We start from the raw sequence: 16,671 nt of genomic DNA, 5'->3' as shown, positions 1-16,671 counted from the left end.
ATTAGCTGGATGCGCGTTCAACGCGCGTCCAGGGCAGCACCTCGCGGATGACTGGCGCATTAGGATTGCGGATCTTCTGCAGCAGCAATTGCACGCTACGCGCGCCCAGCTGGTTCATCGGCTGCTCGATGGTCGTCAGCGGCGGATTCAGGCTGCGGGTAAACGACACGCCATCAAACCCGACCACCGCCAGATCTTCCGGCACGCGCAAACCCGCTTCCAGCGCCGCATGCACCACGCCTACCGCCAGCACATCTGAAACCGCAAACACCGCATCCGGCGGTTCCGGCAGCGCCATCAACTCCCTCAGCCCCTGACTGCCCGCCTCACAGGAGATTTCGTAAGTGTAGGAGACGCCGGACCACGCATACCCCAGCTCCTCAATCGCCTGCCGGTAGCCCTTTTCACGATGATGTGAGTAAAGGTAACGCATGTCGCCATTGATCAGCCCGATGCGTTTACGCCCTTTACCGGCAAGGTAATGGACGGTGTCGCGCGCGGCTTCAAGGTGATCAATGCTGACCGAGGAGGCGGGAATATCCGGATCAAATTCGCAGCACTGCACCCAGGGCGCCCCGGCAATGAGCGCCTGCAAATCCTGTAAACCGGAGGCCGCATCCATCGTAATTACGCCATCCACCACTTTTCCGGTCAGCAGGGAGAGATAAGCGGCTTCACGCTGGAGCTGCGAGGCGGAGTTACAGAGCAGGATGTGATAGCCGTGCAGTTCCGCTTCGGCCTCGATGCCCTGAACCACGCGTGAACAGAAGGGATTGGTGATATCCGAGATCAGCACCAGCAGCATGTTGCTTTGCGACGTACGCAGCTGACGCGCCAGTAAGTTGGGCTGATAGTCGCAGGCAGAGATTGCCGCCAGAACTTTCTCACGCGTATCGGGCTTCACGCCGGGATGCGCGTTGAGAACCCGCGATACCGTGGCTTTGGAGACGCCAGCCAGCTGAGCGACTTTCTCGATCGACATCGGATTCAGAAACCTTAACAGGCAATAATTGGGAACGCATATGAATAGCACAGGGACAATGTGAGCGCCTGACATTTTTGCTTACTTTAGCTATTTTCAGCATTTGCGATTTTTGACTTAGTTTTGCAGATAGTGATCTAAGAACTTATTTCTATTAGGGATAATTTTTAATTCCTTTATGAAACTATAGCGCGCAGAGACACTGCCTCCACTATAAAAACGGTGGGGTAGTGATCATGGCAGCAACACGTTTAACTTTTTTAGCCGCAGCGCTGGCGCTGCTGGCGTTTCGGGCTGATGCGGTCAATGTCACCGTGGCTTACCAGACCTCGGCTGAGCCGGCGAAAGTGGCGCAGGCTGACAACAGCTTTGCGAAAGAGAGCGGGGCCAGCGTTGACTGGCGCAAGTTTGACAGCGGCGCCGGGGTATTACGTGCGATGGCGTCCGGTGACGTCCAGATTGGCAATATCGGTTCCAGCCCGTTAGCGGTCGCGGCGGCGCAGAAGCTGCCGATTGAAGCCTTTTTACTCGCCTCTCAGCTGGGCAACTCTGAAGCGCTGGTGGTGAAGAAGAACATCACCACGCCCAAAGATTTAATTGGCAAGCGCATCGCGGTGCCGTTCATCTCTACCACCCACTACAGCCTGCTGGCTGCGCTGAAACACTGGGGCATCAAACCATCACAGGTACAGCTGGTCAATCTGCAGCCGCCAGCAATTATCGCGGCCTGGCAGCGTGGCGACATTGATGGCGCTTACGTCTGGGCACCGGCGGTTAATGAGCTGGAAAAAGAGGGCAAGGTGTTAACCGACTCTGCGGAAGTGGGAAGCTGGGGATCGCCGACGCTGGATGTCTGGGTGGTACGCAAAGATTTTGCTCAGCAGCATCCGGAGATCGTGACTGCTTTTGCCCGCAGCGCGCTTGACGCGCAGCAGGCCTACCTGAACAGCCCCGACAGCTGGCTGAAACAGTCCGATAACCTCAGCAAACTCTCTCGCCTTAGCGGTGTGCCGGAAGCACAGGTGCCCGGTCTGGTGAAGGGCAATACCTACCTCACGGCGCAGCAGCAGGTTGAGCAACTGGGCAAACCGGTCAATAAAGCGATCGTCGATACCGCGCAGTTTCTGAAAGCGCAGGGCCGGGTGCCGCAGGCGGATAACGACTACAGCAGCTATGTGACCTCCCGTTTCGTCGAGCCATTAGTTAAACCTTAAGGAGGCACTATGCTGCGCATCGCTCACCTTAATGCCCGTTATGCCGGACAGCCGGTGTTGCAGGATATCAATCTGCAGCTGGATAGCCATGAACTGCTGGTGGTGCTCGGCCCCTCCGGCTGCGGCAAAACCACACTGCTCAATCTGGTTGCCGGTTTCCTGCCGGTGGAGTCGGGCAGCATCACGCTGGATAACCAGCCGGTGACCGGGCCTGGTGCGGAGCGCGGCGTGGTGTTTCAGCATGAAGGATTACTGCCGTGGCGCAATGTGCTGGATAACGTCGCCTTTGGCCTGCAGCTGGCGGGGATGTCGCGCCCGGATCGCGACGCGATTGCCCGCCGGTTAATCAGGCAGGTGGGGCTGGAGGGCGCGGAAAAGCGCGCCATCTGGCAGTTGTCCGGCGGTCAGCGTCAGCGGGTGGGCATTGCGCGCGCGCTGGCTACCGATCCACAACTGCTATTGCTGGATGAGCCTTTCGGCGCACTGGATGCCTTTACCCGCGAGCAGATGCAAACCCTGCTGCTGACGCTGTGGCGCGACAGCGGTAAACAGGTTCTGCTGATTACGCACGACATAGAAGAGGCTATTTTCCTGGCCAGCGAACTGATTCTGCTGTCGCCAGGACCGGGCCGCATCGTTGAGCGGCTGCGTCCTGGCTTTGGTCAGCGCTTTGCCGCAGGGGAGTCGTGCCGCAGCATCAAATCCGATCCGCAGTTTATCGCCCAGCGCGAGTATGTGCTGAGCCGGGTCTTTGATCAGCGGGAGGCGTTTGCATGAGTGCACTCATCAATGACAAGTCTCTGCCGGTGCGCCGTCGTTTGTGCTGGCCGTTTTCAACCGCCTTTACGCTGAGCATGCTGAGTCTCTCTCTGCTGTTGCTGCTCTGGTGGGGCGTGACCGCGCTGGGCCTGATTGCCCCGCTGTTCCTGCCGTCGCCGCAGCAGGTGTTAAGCAAGCTGCTGCTGATTGCCAGCGCGCAGGGCTTTATGGATGCCACGCTGTGGCAGCATCTGGCCGCCAGCTTGACACGAATGCTGATTGCGCTGACTGCCGCTGCCGCCATCGGCATTCCTGTAGGGATCCTGATGGGCCTCAGCCCGGTCGCTCGCGGGTTGCTCGATCCTCTGATTGAACTCTATCGCCCGATTCCGCCACTCGCCTATCTGCCATTGATGGTGATCTGGTTCGGCATTGGTGAGACCTCGAAAATCCTGCTGATCTATCTGGCGATTTTCGCGCCGGTGACGCTTTCCACCCTGGCCGGTGTGCGTAACACGCAGCAGGTCCGACTGCGTGCGGCGCGCTCGCTGGGGGCTAACCGCTGGCAACTGCTGCGCTGGGTGATTCTGCCAGGCGCGTTGCCGGAGATCCTCACCGGTCTGCGCATCGGTCTGGGGGTTGGCTGGTCAACGCTGGTGGCCGCTGAGCTGATTGCCGCCACGCGGGGTCTGGGTTTTATGGTGCAGTCAGCAGGAGAATTCCTCGCCACCGATGTGGTGCTGGCGGGTATCGCGGTAATCGCCTTTATTGCTTTTAGCTTAGAACTCGGGCTCCGCGCGTTGCAGCGCCGTCTGACGCCCTGGAGTGGAGAACAATCATGAACGAACGTCTCAGTTTTACCCCGCTTGGCCCGTACATTGGCGCGCAGGTCTCAAACCTGGATGTGTCTCGCCCACTGAGTGATGCTCAGTTTGAGCAGCTTTATCATGGCCTGCTGCGTCATCAGGTGCTGTTTCTGCGTGACCAGAAAATAACGCCGGAACAGCACCGCGCGCTGGCAATCCGCTTTGGCGATCTGCACATCCATCCGGTCTATCCGCATGCGGAAGGCGTCGAGGAGATTATCGTGCTGGATACCCATCAGGATAATCCGCCAGATAATGACAACTGGCATACCGATGTCACCTTTATTGATACGCCGCCAGCGATCGCCTTGCTGGCCTCGAAGGTGTTACCGGAGTCGGGGGGTGACACGCTCTGGACCAGCGGCATTGCGGCTTACGAAGCGCTCTCTGAACCCTTTAAGCAGCTGCTGGCAGGTCTCCATGCCGAGCATGATTTCAAAAAGTCATTCCAGGAGTATAAGTACCGCAAAACCGAGGACGAGCATCAGCGCTGGCAGCAGGCGGTAGAAAAACATCCGCCAGTGCAGCATCCGGTCATCCGCACCCATCCGGTCAGCGGCAAAAAAGCGCTGTTTGTGAATGAGGGCTTTACCACGCGGATCGTCGATTTAAGCGAGAAAGAGAGTGATGCGGTGCTGGGCTTTCTGTTTGCGCACGCCACCAAACCGGAGTTTCAGGTGCGCTGGCGCTGGCAGCCAGACGATCTGGCTATCTGGGATAATCGGGTCACGCAGCATTATGCCAATGCTGATTACTATCCTGCCCGGCGCATTATGCAGCGGGCAACGGTGCTGGGCGATAAACCCCGTTAAAAGAGAATCTCCCCGCTCGCGGGGAGATTTTTTTATGAGGCCATAATCTGTTCGAGCTGTTCCTGCGCTTCCAGCCACGCCATCTCCACCTCTTCCAGCGCAGATTTGCTCTCCGCCTGACGCTGCAGCGCGGTGGTCAGGTCCGCTTTACGGCTCTGTTCATAGATAGCGCTGTCTGAGAGCTGAGCTTCGGCTTCGGCCAGCTGGCTCTGCCATTTGCTCATCTGCTTTTCCAGCTTCTCTATCTCTTTGCGCAGCGGCTGCGTCTGGGTGCGCAGTTCAGCATCACGACGCTTCTGGTCTTTACGCGCCTGGGCACTGTTGCCGTTATCCTGCTTCGGCGCGGCATCCTGTTGCGCCTGCTGCTTCTGCAGATCGCTCAGCCACTTCTGATAATCTTCGAGATCGCCTTCAAACACATCCACTTTGCCATCATGCACCAGATAGAGATCGTCGGTGGTCGCGCGCAGCAGATGTCGGTCGTGCGATACCACGACCAGCGCACCTTCGAAGTCGATCAACGCTTCGGTCAGCGCCTGGCGCATATCGAGATCGAGATGGTTGGTGGGTTCATCCAGCAGCAGCAGGTTAGGGCGCTGCCAGACAATCAGCGCCAGCACCAGTCGCGCTTTCTCTCCGCCGGAGAAGCGCTCAGTGATTTCAGTGACTTTATCGCCGCGGAAATCGAAGCCGCCCAGATAGTCGCGCAGCTGCTGTTCCAGCACCTCAGGCGCAATACGCGACAGATGCTGCAGCGGTGACTCATCGGCTCGCAGATACTCCAGCTGATGCTGGGCGAAGTAACCGAGCTTGATCCCTTTCGCCAGACCCATCTTGCCGTCCATCGCCTCCAGCTCACCCGCCAGCAGCTTAATCAGGGTCGATTTACCGGCACCGTTACGTCCCAGCAGGCCGATGCGCGAGCCGGGGACCAGGTTGAGCTTGATGGCGTCGAGAATAATACGATCGCCATAACCCGCCGTGACCTTCTCCATCTTCATCAGTGGATTAGGCAGGTTCTCCGGCTTGCGGAAAGTGAAGCTGAATGGGTTATCGACATGGGCGGGCGCAATCATTTCCATGCGCTCCAGCATCTTGATGCGGCTCTGCGCCTGCTTCGCCTTGGTGGCCTGAGCGCGGAAGCGATCAATGTAGCTGTGCAGGTGCGCCACTTTCTCCTGCTGGCTCTCATACAGTGACTGCTGCTGAGCCAGTTTGGCGACGCGCTGCCGCTCAAAGGAGCTGTAGTTGCCGGTATATTCGAACATCGACTCCTGTTCGATATGAATAATTTTGTCGATGACGGGATCGAGGAAATCACGATCGTGCGAGATCAGGATCAGCGTGCCTTCATAACTCTTCAGCCAGCGCTCCAGCCAGATCACCGCATCGAGATCGAGGTGGTTGGTCGGTTCATCCAGCAGCAGCAGATCGGAACGGCAAATCAGCGCCTGTGCCAGGTTGAGGCGCATGCGCCAGCCACCCGAGAAGTCGCTGACCGGGCGTTGCAACTGTTCCTGACTGAAGCCCAGACCATGCAGCAGGCTTGAGGCGCGCGCATGGATGCTCCACGCCTGCACCGCGTCCAGCTTGCCATGCAGCAGTGCGATGGCATTGCCATCGTCACGCAGATTGGCGTCCGCCAGTTCTGCTTCAAGCTGGCGAAACTGGCGATCGCCATCAATCACGTACTCCAGCGCGGCTTTATCCAGCGCAGGGGTTTCCTGATTCACCCAGGCCAGCGCCCAGTGAGTGGGGAAAGTGACGGTACCGGCATCGCTGGTGATTTCACCTTTTAACAGCGACAGCAGCGTGGATTTTCCACAGCCGTTTTTACCCACCAGCCCGACCTTCTGGCCGGGATTAATGGTGGCGGTGGCATTATCGAGCAGGACGCGGATGCCGCGGCGAATTTGTAAGGCTGAGAAGACAATCATGTAAGCGCCGTATCGTCAGAATATGTTAATTTACTGGCAACATAATGAGATTTTGCTGCGTCGTGCATGGTAGCGGAAAACCGCACCAATGACGACGCTTTGGAGGGAAAGGATGTCGCAGCCACCCAGGGTTTTGCTGCTTTATGCTCATCCGGAATCACAGGATTCGATCGCCAATCGGATTCTGCTGCAGCCGGCTCAGGAACTGGAACACGTTACCGTGCACGATCTGTACGCAACCTATCCGGATTTTTTTATCGATATTCACCATGAACAACAGCTGCTGCGTGAACATGATGTCATCATTTTTCAGCATCCGCTCTATACCTATAGCTGTCCGGCGCTGCTGAAAGAGTGGCTGGACAGAGTTCTGTCGCGCGGTTTCGCCAATGGCGTGGATGGCAATGCGCTGGAAGGAAAGTACTGGCGCAGCGTCGTCACCACCGGAGAACCGGAAAGTGCCTTCAGACATCAGGGTCTGAACCGCTATTCGCTCAATGACATTATGCGTCCTTTTGAGCTGACCGCGCAGATGTGCCGTATGCACTGGATGCCGCCGATGATCGTCTACTGGGCGCGTCGTCAGAGTCCTGAATTAATGAAAAATTACGCCCGCGCCTATGGCGACTGGCTGGCGGCACCGCTGCCGAATGGAGGGGTATAGATGGAAGGGCAAACGCTGCTGACCGCCGGGGTGATTTATCTGGTCGCGGCGGTATTGATTGTACCGGTGGCGGCTCGCCTCGGTATTGGTGCAGTTCTGGGCTATCTGGTGGCGGGTATCGCTATCGGCCCGTGGGGATTAGGCTTTATCAGCGACGTCGACGAGATTCTGCACTTCTCTGAGCTCGGCGTGGTGTTCCTGATGTTTATTATCGGGCTGGAGCTGAACCCGGCAAAGCTGTGGGCGCTGCGCCGCTCCATTTTTGGCGTCGGCGCGGCGCAGGTGATCTTCTCAGCGGCGATTCTGGGCGGCTTATTGTGGCTGACCAACTTTAGCTGGCAGGCGGCGATCATTGGCGGCATTGGTCTGGCGATGTCCTCGACCGCCATGGCCCTGCAGCTGATGATGGATAAAGGCATGAATCGCAGCGAAGCGGGGCAACTGGGCTTTTCGGTGTTGCTGTTTCAGGATATCGCGGTGATCCCAGCCCTGGCGCTGATCCCGCTGCTGGCCGGAACCGACAGCGGTCATATCGACTGGATGAAGGTCGGCATGAAAGTACTGGCGTTTGCCGGCATGCTGGTAGGCGGACGCTATCTGCTGCGGCCTATCTTCCGTTACATCGCTGCGTCGGGCGTGCGCGAAGTCTTTACCGCCGCTTCGCTGCTGCTGGTGCTGGGCTCGGCGCTGTTTATGGATGCGCTGGGTCTGTCGATGGCGCTGGGGACCTTTATTGCCGGGATCCTGCTGGCGGAGAGCGAGTACCGGCATGAGCTGGAAGTCGCCATCGACCCGTTTAAAGGTTTACTGCTGGGCCTGTTCTTTATTTCGGTTGGCATGGCGCTCAACCTCGGTGTGCTCTATACCCATATTGTGACCATCCTGCTGGGTGTCGTGACGCTGGTGGCGGTGAAAACGCTGGTGCTCTATCTGCTGGCGCGCATTTATGGCTTGCGCAGCTCTGAGCGGCAGCAGTTTGCTGGCGTGCTGAGTCAGGGGGGCGAGTTCGCCTTTGTGCTCTTTTCAGCGGCCTCCTCGGCAAAGCTGTTCTCTGGCGATCAACTGCCGATGCTGCTGGTGACGGTGACCCTGTCGATGATGACCACACCGCTGCTGATGAAGGGAATCGATCGTCTGCTGGCACGCCGCTTCAATGAGCCGGATGACGAGGCAGAGAAACACTTTGTCGAAGACGATCAGCCGCAGGTGATTGTGGTGGGCTTTGGTCGCTTCGGGCAGGTGGTGGGTCGTTTGCTGATGGCGAATAACAAACGCATCACCGTGCTTGAGCGCGACATCAGTGCAGTCAGTCTGATGCGGAAATATGGCTATAAGGTCTATTACGGCGATGCTACTGAACTGGAGTTGCTGCGGGCAGCCGGTGCGGCCAGCGCTCAGGCGATTGTGATCACCTGTAACGAGCCCGAAGATGTGATGACGATTGTACATCTGTGCCAGCAGCATTTTCCGCAGTTGCAGATTCAGGCGCGCGCCCGGGGCCGTGTAGAAGCGCATGAACTGCTTCAGGCGGGCGTCACGCAGTTCTCGCGTGAGACCTTCTCCAGTGCGCTGGAGCTGGGACGTAAAACGCTGATGACGCTGGGGATGCATCCGCATCAGGCGCACCGCGCCCAGCAGTATTTCCGCCATCTTGATATGCGGATGCTGCGCGAGCTGATGCCCAATCTCTCTGAAAGCGCGCAGGCTTCGCGCGTCCGTGAAGCGCGGCGTGAACTGGAAGATATCTTCCAGCGCGAAATGCAGCGCGAAAAGCGGCAGATCGACGGCTGGGACGATGATGAATAACCTCTTTAAACAGGCAGAAGCTAATGCGTAAACGTTTTATTGCTGGTGCGACATGCCCGCACTGCCAGGAGAAGGACACGCTGGCAATGTGGCGTGAAAATAATGTCGATGTGGTGGAGTGCGTGAAGTGTGGTCACCAGATGCGTGAGGCCGATAAGCAGGCGCGCGATCAGGTTCGCACTAATGAGCAGGTTATCGGTATTTTTCATCCTGAGTAGCGGAATGGCGCAGCTTTTTTTACGCCTGGACTTACAGCGGGATTGAATTCCGTTACAATTGTCGCCATTAACGCTGTAGTCGCAAGAGAAAGTGAAAACCCTCTTGTACTCAGCCCCGAACCTTTCTGGTTGGTGTTATTGCACGAAAGAATAGACCAATGAGACGGGATCTCAGCTCTCAACGGTTAGGAGATATCATGAAAGTAGCAAAAGACCTGGTGGTAAGCCTGGCCTATCAGGTACGTACAGAAGACGGCGTGTTAGTTGACGAGTCACCGGTGAGTGCACCGTTAGACTACCTGCACGGTCATGGTTCCCTGATTTCTGGTCTGGAAAATGCGCTGGAAAACCACATTGCCGGCGACAAGTTTGACGTGCATATCCCGGCAAACGATGCCTACGGTCAGTATGACGATAACCTGGTGCAGCGCGTTCCTAAAGACGTCTTCATGGGCGTTGACGAACTGCAGGTTGGCATGCGCTTCCTGGCAGAAACCGATCAGGGCCCGGTACCGGTAGAAATCACCGAAGTGGAAGATGATCACGTCGTGGTTGATGGTAACCACATGCTGGCGGGTCAGAACCTGAACTTCAACGTTGAAGTGGTTGCTATCCGCGAAGCCACGCCGGAAGAACTGGCTCATGGCCACGTTCACGGTGCAGATGGCCATCATCATGACCACGATCACGGCCATGATCACGACCATGATCACGACCATGATCAGGGTAAAGGCGGTTGTGGCACTGGCGGCTGCGGCTGCAGCCACTAAGTCTCAACAGACCTTTCAAGGCCACCCTCGGGTGGCCTTTCTTTTGGCACGTATTCTGGTTCTGCCCGGGTAAGCCGGGGCCAGATAGCCCGCGATCAGTAATGCGGTGGTGGCGTCTCTTCAGATTGTGAGGCGACGATCGATGGCGCATTCGCTTTGAGCTTGTCGGTTAAAATGCGCATCTGCTCACGCATCTTATTCATCTCCAGCTCATGCTGAACGACCGCGCTGTTCAGCTGATCGATAGTCATCTCCTGAAAGGCCAGTTTGCTCTCCAGCGTCTCCAGACGCTGTTCCCACTCAGATTGTTGCATGACCTGTTCCTCTGTTAAGGTGCGACTCGGGGCGTGATTCTACGATCTGAATGCCAGGAATCACCTGTTTTTTTCACGCCCGGAGGCGTTGCGCTTGAAAAAAGGCAGCGCGGCATCATCTCTGATGAAACTTCCCGATGTTATAAAGGTCGGAGGTTAACCGGGTAATTACATTGTGGGAGTGTTCGACACTGCCACGTAAAGTTATAGTGTGGACCCTGAAGTCCGCAATGTTTCCCGAGGTTAGACGCTTCGGTTTTGGAGAATGGATGAAATCACTGTTTAAAGTCACATTGTTAGCTACCACCATGGCTGTTGCGCTGAATGCTCCGCTGGCAATGGCGGCAGATACCGCTGCGGCGCCACAGGCTGCACCAGCCGCCGCGCCACAGTCTACGCCTCAGGCACCGAAAAATGCTGCCTTCAAAGATGAAGACCAGCAGTCTGCCTACGCGCTGGGTGCTTCGCTGGGTCGCTACATGGACAACTCCCTGAAGGAGCAGGAAAAACTGGGCATCAAACTGGATAAGCAGCAGCTGATCGCTGGTGTTCAGGATGCATTTGGTGGCAAGAGCAAACTCTCTGATGAAGAGATTGAGCAGACGCTGCAATCCTTTGAAGGCCGCGTGAAAGGCGCAGCCTCAGCGAAAATGGAAAAAGATGCGAAAGAGAACTCTGAAAAGGGCGAAGCTTACGCAACCAAATTTGCTAAAGAGAGCGGCGTGAAGAAAACCGAAAGCGGCCTGCTGTATAAAGTTGAGAAAGAGGGTACCGGCGATGCACCTAAAGACAGCGATACTGTAGTGGTAAACTACAAAGGTACGCTGATTGACGGTACTGAATTCGACAACTCTTATACCCGTGGCGAGCCACTCTCATTCCGTCTTGATGGTGTCATCCCGGGCTGGACTGAAGGTCTGAAGCACGTGAAGAAAGGCGGTAAGATCAAGCTGGTGATCCCACCAAATCTGGCTTACGGCAAAAATGGCGTTCCGGGCATCCCGGCTAACTCCACCCTGGTGTTTGATGTCGAGCTGCTTGATATCAAACCCGCGCCAAAGGCAGATGAAAAAGCACAGGCTCCTGCGCCTGCTGCTGCAGAAAAAGCGCAGTAATCTGCTGACCGCCGCCTCCGGGCGGCGGTTTCATTTCGGCTTCACGACAAACCTCTGGCATAAGCCGACGACATTTGCCAGACTAATGCCTGCCTAATTATCCCAATATTGAGTCTGCCCATAAGCCGCTGTGACAGGCTCCAGCCATTCAGGGTGATACTCTTCAATGTCTAATCCATTCAATCCGGGTGAACTGAGCGACTTCGATCTTCTGGAGCAGCGCCCGTTCGAACAAAGTGATTACGATATTCTGAAATCGTACGAGGCTGTCGTGGATGGCCTGGCGATGTTGATCGGTTCGCATTGTGAAATTGTCCTGCATTCGCTTGAAGATCTTAAGTGTTCGGCCGTGCGTATCGCTAATGGTGAACACACCGGACGTAAAGTCGGTTCGCCTATTACCGATCTAGCCCTGCGTATGCTGCATGATATGCATGGCGCGGATAGTAATGTCTCCCGTGCCTACTTCACACGTGCCAAAAGCGGCGTGCTGATGAAATCAGTCACGATTGCGATTCGTAACCGTCAGCAGCGGGTCATTGGCTTGCTCTGCATCAACATGAACCTTGATGTGCCGTTCTCACAGATCATGTCGACCTTTATGCCGCCCGAGATGCAGCAGGTTGACTCCAACGTCAACTTCGCCAGTTCGGTAGACGATCTGGTGATGCAGACGCTGGAGTTCACCATTGAAGAGGTGAGTGCTGACCGTAATGTATCGAACAACGCCAAGAATCGTCAGATTGTGCTGAACCTGTATGAGAAGGGGATCTTCGACATCAAGGATGCCATCAACCAGGTGGCCGATCGGCTGAATATTTCCAAACACACCGTCTATCTCTACATCCGTCAGTTTAAAAATGGCGACTTCCAGGGGCAGGAGCGGTAATGCGTTACACCCTGCTGGTCACCGGACCGGCTTACGGTACGCAACAGGCGACCAGTGCCTGGCTGTTTGCCCGCGCACTGCTGACGGCAGGCCATCAGCTTGACAGCGTTTTCTTCTATCGCGAAGGGGTGCTGAACGCTAACCAACTGACGTCGCCCGCCAGTGATGAGTTTGATCTGGTGCGCGCATGGCAGACATTGCATCAGGAGCAGGGTGTGGCACTGAATATTTGTGTGGCGGCCGCGCTGCGTCGTGGCGTCAGCGACCAGCAGGAAGCGGCACGACTCCAGCTGGCGGGCAGTAACCTGCAGCCGGGCTTTACCCTGAGCGGGCTGGGCGCGCTGGCGGAAGCGGCGCTGAGCTGTGAACGCATGGTGCAGTTCTGATGAATCGGGTCGCGTTTGTCTTTACCCGGGCGCCGCACGGCAGCAGCGCAGGACGTGAGGGGCTGGATGCCGCGCTGGCCACGGGCGCGCTCAGTGAGGATATCGGCCTGTTTTTTATCGGTGATGGCGTGCTGCAGCTTAATCTGCACCAGCAACCTGAGACGATTAAGAGCCGTCACTATGCCGCGACCTTTGGCGTGCTGGCACTATATGAGATTGAACACTGCTATCTCTGCCGGACATCGCTGATAGCGCGTGGATTAGAGGTTGACGCTGACTGGTTGCTGGATGTTACGCTACTGGACGCGCCGGCACTGCGACAGACGCTGGCCAGCTACGATCGCATTCTTACTTTTTAAGAGACGTTAATGCTGCATACGTTACTGCACTCACCGGCACACTGTGACCTTGAGAGCCTGCTTTTAATGGCGGGTGCGGGTGATGACCTGCTGCTGTTGCAGGATGGCGTGCTGGCCGCTTTAGCTGGCAGCCACGCATTGATGCGACTGTCAGAGAGCGAAGCGACGCTCTGGGTGCTGGACGAAGATGTCCAGGCTCGCGGTCTCGCTGGACAAATTTCGACCCGTGTGCAGTCAGTAGACTATACTGGGTTTGTCACGCTAACGATCAGGCATCAGCAACAAATGGTCTGGTAATCGGCTAAAACCTGGTTATTTCTTGACACCCCTTTGACTCAGCCCTAAAATTCTGCCTCCTCGTAATTCTACGAGGCGATTTATTACGTGTTTACGAAGCAAAAGCAAATCCAGGAGCTATTTAATGGCAACAGTTAACCAGCTGGTTCGCAAACCACGCGTCCGCAAAGTTGCAAAGAGCAACGTGCCGGCGCTGGAAGCTTGCCCGCAAAAACGTGGCGTTTGTACTCGTGTGTACACCACCACTCCTAAGAAACCAAACTCCGCACTGCGTAAAGTCTGCCGTGTGCGTTTGACCAACGGTTTTGAAGTTACCTCCTACATTGGTGGTGAAGGTCATAACCTGCAGGAACACTCCGTGATCCTGATCCGTGGCGGTCGTGTAAAAGACCTGCCAGGTGTGCGTTACCACACCGTTCGTGGCGCGCTTGACTGCTCAGGTGTTAAAGACCGTAAGCAGGCTCGCTCCAAGTACGGCGTGAAGAAGCCAAAGGCTTAATGGTTCTCCGTTAAGTAAGGCCAAACGTTTTAAATTAAATGTCAAAATAAACTCATAGAGTTTTGGACAATCCTGAATTAACAACGGAGTATTTCCATGCCACGTCGTCGCGTCATTGGTCAGCGTAAAATTCTGCCAGATCCTAAGTTCGGATCAGAGCTGCTGGCCAAATTTGTAAATATCCTGATGGTAGATGGTAAAAAATCTACTGCAGAATCAATCGTTTATACCGCGCTTGAGACCCTGGCTCAGCGTTCAGGTAAAAACGCGCTGGAATCTTTTGAAGTAGCTCTGGAAAACGTGCGTCCGACTGTCGAAGTTAAGTCACGTCGCGTTGGTGGTTCTACTTATCAGGTACCAGTAGAAGTCCGTCCGGTTCGTCGTAATGCTCTGGCAATGCGCTGGATCGTAGATGCTGCTCGTAAACGCGGTGATAAATCAATGGCTCTTCGCCTGGCGAACGAACTTTCTGATGCTGCAGAGAACAAAGGTACAGCAGTTAAGAAACGTGAAGACGTTCACCGCATGGCAGAAGCCAACAAGGCGTTCGCACACTACCGTTGGTAATCACCACGTAGTTGTTAAACCAGCGGGCGCTCAATCAGCCAACCCGCTGGGGTCGACTTACCTTGAACGTCCGAGAATCAGAGGAATCAAATGGCTCGTAAAACACCCATTGCCCGCTACCGTAATATCGGTATCAGTGCGCACATCGACGCCGGTAAGACTACCACTACCGAACGCGTTCTGTTCTACACCGGTGTAAACCACAAAATCGGTGAAGTACATGACGGCGCAGCAACCATGGACTGGATGGAGCAGGAACAGGAACGTGGTATTACCATCACCTCCGCTGCGACCACCTGTTACTGGTCTGGTATGGCCAAGCAGTTTGAACCACACCACGTAAACATTATCGACACCCCAGGACACGTTGACTTCACCATCGAAGTTGAGCGTTCTATGCGTGTGCTTGATGGCGCGGTAATGGTTTACTGTGCAGTTGGTGGCGTTCAGCCACAGTCTGAGACCGTATGGCGTCAGGCTAACAAATATAAAGTTCCACGCATTGCGTTCGTTAACAAAATGGACCGCATGGGTGCTAACTTCCTGAAAGTTGTTAAACAGATGGAAGTTCGTCTGGGCGCAACTCCAGTTCCTCTGCAGCTGGCTATCGGCGCAGAAGAGAAATTCACCGGTGTTGTTGACCTGGTGAAAATGAAAGCAATCAACTGGAACGACGCAGACCAGGGTGTAACCTTCGTCTACGAAGATATCCCAGCTGATATGCAGGAACTGGCTGAAGAATGGCATGCGAAGCTGGTTGAAGCCGCTGCTGAAGGCTCTGATGAGCTGATGGAGAAATTCTTCGGTGGTGAAGAACTGACTGAAGAAGAGATCAAAACATCTCTGCGTAAGCGTGTTCTGAACAACGAAATTATCCTGGTAACCTGTGGTTCTGCATTTAAGAACAAAGGTGTTCAGGCGATGCTGGATGCAGTTGTTGAATATCTGCCAGCACCGACTGACGTTACCGCGATCAACGGTATGCTGGACGACGGTAAAGACACGCCGGCTGTTCGTCACTCTGATGACAACGAGCCGTTTGCTGCACTGGCGTTCAAAATCGCTACCGACCCGTTCGTGGGTAACTTAACCTTCTTCCGCGTTTACTCTGGTGTTGTTAACACGGGTGACACCGTGTTCAACCCGGTTAAGTCAAACCGTGAGCGTCTGGGCCGTATCGTTCAGATGCACGCTAACAAGCGTGAAGAGATTAAAGAAGTTCGTGCGGGTGATATCGCAGCTGCGATTGGCCTGAAAGATGTGACCACTGGTGACACCCTGTGTGACCCAGATAACGTCATCATCCTTGAGCGCATGGAGTTCCCGGAGCCGGTAATCTCTATCGCCGTTGAGCCAAAAACCAAAGCTGACCAGGAAAAAATGGGTCTGGCTCTGGGCCGTCTGGCAAAAGAAGACCCATCATTCCGCGTATGGACTGATGAAGAATCTAACCAGACCATCATCGCCGGTATGGGTGAATTGCACCTCGACATCATCGTTGACCGTATGAAGCGTGAGTTCAACGTTGAAGCAAACGTGGGTAAACCACAGGTTGCTTACCGTGAAGCGATTCGCAACAAAGTTACCGATGTTGAAGGTAAACACGCCAAGCAGTCTGGTGGTCGTGGTCAGTATGGCCATGTTGTTATCGACATGTACCCACTGGAGCCAGGTTCGAACCCGAAAGGCTACGAATTTGTCAACGACATCAAAGGTGGTGTGATTCCTGGTGAATACATCCCTGCGGTTGACAAAGGTATCCAGGAGCAGCTGAAATCAGGCCCTCTGGCTGGTTACCCGGTTGTGGATCTGGGCGTGCGTCTGCACTTCGGTTCTTACCACGATGTCGACTCCTCAGAACTGGCGTTTAAACTGGCCGCGTCTCTTGCCTTCAAACAAGGCTTTAAACAAGCGACACCTGTTCTGCTTGAGCCTATCATGAAGGTTGAAGTTGAAACGCCAGAAGAGAACACGGGTGATGTCATCGGTGACCTTAGCCGTCGTCGTGGTATGCTCAAAGGGCAGGAATCTAACGCTACTGGCGTTCAGATTCACGCTGAAGTTCCGTTGTCTGAGATGTTCGGATACGCAACTCAGCTGCGTTCTCTGACCAAAGGTCGTGCTTCTTACTCCATGGAGTTCCTGAAGTATGACGATGCGCCAAACAACGTAGCGCAGGCCGTTATTGAAGCTCGTAGCAAATAAGCTACGGTTTAA

At 55.4% G+C, this 16,671-nt stretch carries 19 protein-coding genes; 16 read left to right on the top strand and 3 right to left on the bottom strand.

The genetic code is table 11. From position 1 onward, the window contains the following. Window position 1: 1 nt before the first annotated feature. Window positions 2-982 carry a LacI family DNA-binding transcriptional regulator gene (locus tag ACMGGP_RS16215; protein ID WP_010253055.1) on the bottom strand — a complete coding sequence of 327 codons (981 nt, stop codon included), beginning with the start codon at window positions 980-982 and terminating at the stop codon, window positions 2-4. A 236-nt stretch (window positions 983-1,218) separates the two neighbouring features. Here ACMGGP_RS16215 and tauA point away from each other — a divergent pair, with 236 nt between their 5' ends. Genes tauA through tauD form a run of 4 tightly spaced genes read left to right on the top strand, consistent with a single transcriptional unit; the run spans window position 1,219 to window position 4,633 of the window. Then, a complete protein-coding gene (tauA, locus tag ACMGGP_RS16210; RefSeq protein ID WP_010253052.1) occupies window positions 1,219-2,196 on the top strand; it encodes a taurine ABC transporter substrate-binding protein in 978 nt (325 codons plus the stop codon). Window positions 2,197-2,205: 9 nt separating this feature from the next. Then, window positions 2,206-2,973 carry a taurine ABC transporter ATP-binding subunit gene (tauB, locus tag ACMGGP_RS16205; protein WP_154210766.1) on the top strand — a complete coding sequence of 256 codons (768 nt, stop codon included), beginning with the start codon at window positions 2,206-2,208 and terminating at the stop codon, window positions 2,971-2,973. Next, window positions 2,970-3,797 (top strand): taurine ABC transporter permease TauC, encoded by an 828-nt coding sequence (gene tauC / locus ACMGGP_RS16200; protein ID WP_429323661.1) that lies wholly within the window; start codon window positions 2,970-2,972, stop codon window positions 3,795-3,797. Before tauB ends, tauC begins: the two co-directional genes overlap by 4 nt. Continuing rightward, on the top strand, window positions 3,794-4,633 hold the full coding sequence (gene tauD / locus ACMGGP_RS16195; RefSeq protein WP_033772975.1) for a taurine dioxygenase: 840 nt from the start codon (window positions 3,794-3,796) through the stop codon (window positions 4,631-4,633). Before tauC ends, tauD begins: the two co-directional genes overlap by 4 nt. 32 nt (window positions 4,634-4,665) lie before the next feature. Here tauD and ACMGGP_RS16190 read toward each other — a convergent pair whose 3' ends face one another. Beyond that, window positions 4,666-6,570, bottom strand: a complete 1,905-nt coding sequence (locus ACMGGP_RS16190) for an ABC transporter ATP-binding protein (protein ID WP_010671582.1) — start codon at window positions 6,568-6,570, stop codon at window positions 4,666-4,668. A 112-nt stretch (window positions 6,571-6,682) separates the two neighbouring features. Between ACMGGP_RS16190 and kefG the strand changes: the two genes are divergently transcribed. From kefG to slyD, 4 genes are all read left to right on the top strand, one after another. Then, window positions 6,683-7,234 (top strand): glutathione-regulated potassium-efflux system ancillary protein KefG, encoded by a 552-nt coding sequence (gene kefG / locus ACMGGP_RS16185; protein WP_301250326.1) that lies wholly within the window; start codon window positions 6,683-6,685, stop codon window positions 7,232-7,234. Next, window positions 7,235-9,040 (top strand): glutathione-regulated potassium-efflux system protein KefB, encoded by a 1,806-nt coding sequence (gene kefB, locus ACMGGP_RS16180; protein ID WP_010253035.1) that lies wholly within the window; start codon window positions 7,235-7,237, stop codon window positions 9,038-9,040. It begins immediately after the preceding gene. 23 nt (window positions 9,041-9,063) lie between these two features. After that, window positions 9,064-9,258: a YheV family putative zinc ribbon protein gene (locus tag ACMGGP_RS16175; RefSeq protein WP_010253033.1), complete on the top strand. Its 195-nt coding sequence runs from the start codon at window positions 9,064-9,066 to the stop codon at window positions 9,256-9,258. Window positions 9,259-9,455: 197 nt separating this feature from the next. After that, complete coding sequence (gene slyD / locus ACMGGP_RS16170; protein ID WP_163793758.1) at window positions 9,456-10,028, top strand: peptidylprolyl isomerase; 573 nt, start codon at window positions 9,456-9,458, stop codon at window positions 10,026-10,028. A gap of 95 nt (window positions 10,029-10,123) precedes the next feature. On the opposite strand, the gene ACMGGP_RS16165 is transcribed toward slyD, so the two are convergent. Further along, complete coding sequence (locus ACMGGP_RS16165) at window positions 10,124-10,342, bottom strand: SlyX family protein (RefSeq protein WP_010253031.1); 219 nt, start codon at window positions 10,340-10,342, stop codon at window positions 10,124-10,126. Between the two features lie 269 nt (window positions 10,343-10,611). Here ACMGGP_RS16165 and fkpA point away from each other — a divergent pair, with 269 nt between their 5' ends. From fkpA to fusA, 8 genes are all read left to right on the top strand, one after another. After that, the gene (fkpA, locus tag ACMGGP_RS16160; protein ID WP_498798633.1) at window positions 10,612-11,457 is read left to right on the top strand and encodes an FKBP-type peptidyl-prolyl cis-trans isomerase; all 846 of its coding nucleotides are present in this window, start codon (window positions 10,612-10,614) and stop codon (window positions 11,455-11,457) included. 166 nt (window positions 11,458-11,623) lie between these two features. Continuing rightward, on the top strand, window positions 11,624-12,346 hold the full coding sequence (locus ACMGGP_RS16155) for a helix-turn-helix transcriptional regulator (RefSeq protein ID WP_010253029.1): 723 nt from the start codon (window positions 11,624-11,626) through the stop codon (window positions 12,344-12,346). Continuing rightward, window positions 12,346-12,732 carry a sulfurtransferase complex subunit TusD gene (tusD, locus tag ACMGGP_RS16150; protein WP_010253028.1) on the top strand — a complete coding sequence of 129 codons (387 nt, stop codon included), beginning with the start codon at window positions 12,346-12,348 and terminating at the stop codon, window positions 12,730-12,732. The genes ACMGGP_RS16155 and tusD overlap by 1 nt, the downstream gene beginning before the upstream one ends. Next, window positions 12,732-13,091 carry a sulfurtransferase complex subunit TusC gene (gene tusC / locus ACMGGP_RS16145; RefSeq protein WP_498798632.1) on the top strand — a complete coding sequence of 120 codons (360 nt, stop codon included), beginning with the start codon at window positions 12,732-12,734 and terminating at the stop codon, window positions 13,089-13,091. Before tusD ends, tusC begins: the two co-directional genes overlap by 1 nt. Before the next feature lie 9 nt (window positions 13,092-13,100). Beyond that, window positions 13,101-13,388 (top strand): sulfurtransferase complex subunit TusB, encoded by a 288-nt coding sequence (tusB, locus tag ACMGGP_RS16140; protein ID WP_010253026.1) that lies wholly within the window; start codon window positions 13,101-13,103, stop codon window positions 13,386-13,388. 124 nt (window positions 13,389-13,512) lie between these two features. Continuing rightward, entirely contained in the window at window positions 13,513-13,887 is a 375-nt protein-coding gene (gene rpsL / locus ACMGGP_RS16135; RefSeq protein ID WP_003852912.1) for a 30S ribosomal protein S12, read from the top strand. A gap of 96 nt (window positions 13,888-13,983) precedes the next feature. Continuing rightward, window positions 13,984-14,454: a 30S ribosomal protein S7 gene (rpsG, locus tag ACMGGP_RS16130; RefSeq protein WP_003852909.1), complete on the top strand. Its 471-nt coding sequence runs from the start codon at window positions 13,984-13,986 to the stop codon at window positions 14,452-14,454. 90 nt (window positions 14,455-14,544) lie between these two features. Next, entirely contained in the window at window positions 14,545-16,659 is a 2,115-nt protein-coding gene (gene fusA, locus ACMGGP_RS16125) for an elongation factor G (protein ID WP_010253020.1), read from the top strand. The last annotated feature ends 12 nt before the right edge of the window (window positions 16,660-16,671 follow it).

Origin of the sequence: Curtobacterium sp. BNK-1 (assembly GCF_048685235.1) — a bacterium.
Lineage (GTDB): Bacteria > Pseudomonadota > Gammaproteobacteria > Enterobacterales > Enterobacteriaceae > Pantoea > Pantoea agglomerans.
This window is presented reverse-complemented; position numbering and strand designations above follow the sequence as displayed.

Coding starts and splice junctions, on each gene's coding strand:
- ACMGGP_RS16215 (WP_010253055.1), bottom strand. CDS start 982: ATGTCGATCGAGAAAGTCGCTCAGCTGGCTGGCGTCTCCAAAGCCACG.
- tauA (WP_010253052.1), top strand. CDS start 1,219: ATGGCAGCAACACGTTTAACTTTTTTAGCCGCAGCGCTGGCGCTGCTG.
- tauB (WP_154210766.1), top strand. CDS start 2,206: ATGCTGCGCATCGCTCACCTTAATGCCCGTTATGCCGGACAGCCGGTG.
- tauC (WP_429323661.1), top strand. CDS start 2,970: ATGAGTGCACTCATCAATGACAAGTCTCTGCCGGTGCGCCGTCGTTTG.
- tauD (WP_033772975.1), top strand. CDS start 3,794: ATGAACGAACGTCTCAGTTTTACCCCGCTTGGCCCGTACATTGGCGCG.
- ACMGGP_RS16190 (WP_010671582.1), bottom strand. CDS start 6,570: ATGATTGTCTTCTCAGCCTTACAAATTCGCCGCGGCATCCGCGTCCTG.
- kefG (WP_301250326.1), top strand. CDS start 6,683: ATGTCGCAGCCACCCAGGGTTTTGCTGCTTTATGCTCATCCGGAATCA.
- kefB (WP_010253035.1), top strand. CDS start 7,235: ATGGAAGGGCAAACGCTGCTGACCGCCGGGGTGATTTATCTGGTCGCG.
- ACMGGP_RS16175 (WP_010253033.1), top strand. CDS start 9,064: ATGCGTAAACGTTTTATTGCTGGTGCGACATGCCCGCACTGCCAGGAG.
- slyD (WP_163793758.1), top strand. CDS start 9,456: ATGAAAGTAGCAAAAGACCTGGTGGTAAGCCTGGCCTATCAGGTACGT.
- ACMGGP_RS16165 (WP_010253031.1), bottom strand. CDS start 10,342: ATGCAACAATCTGAGTGGGAACAGCGTCTGGAGACGCTGGAGAGCAAA.
- fkpA (WP_498798633.1), top strand. CDS start 10,612: ATGAAATCACTGTTTAAAGTCACATTGTTAGCTACCACCATGGCTGTT.
- ACMGGP_RS16155 (WP_010253029.1), top strand. CDS start 11,624: ATGTCTAATCCATTCAATCCGGGTGAACTGAGCGACTTCGATCTTCTG.
- tusD (WP_010253028.1), top strand. CDS start 12,346: ATGCGTTACACCCTGCTGGTCACCGGACCGGCTTACGGTACGCAACAG.
- tusC (WP_498798632.1), top strand. CDS start 12,732: ATGAATCGGGTCGCGTTTGTCTTTACCCGGGCGCCGCACGGCAGCAGC.
- tusB (WP_010253026.1), top strand. CDS start 13,101: ATGCTGCATACGTTACTGCACTCACCGGCACACTGTGACCTTGAGAGC.
- rpsL (WP_003852912.1), top strand. CDS start 13,513: ATGGCAACAGTTAACCAGCTGGTTCGCAAACCACGCGTCCGCAAAGTT.
- rpsG (WP_003852909.1), top strand. CDS start 13,984: ATGCCACGTCGTCGCGTCATTGGTCAGCGTAAAATTCTGCCAGATCCT.
- fusA (WP_010253020.1), top strand. CDS start 14,545: ATGGCTCGTAAAACACCCATTGCCCGCTACCGTAATATCGGTATCAGT.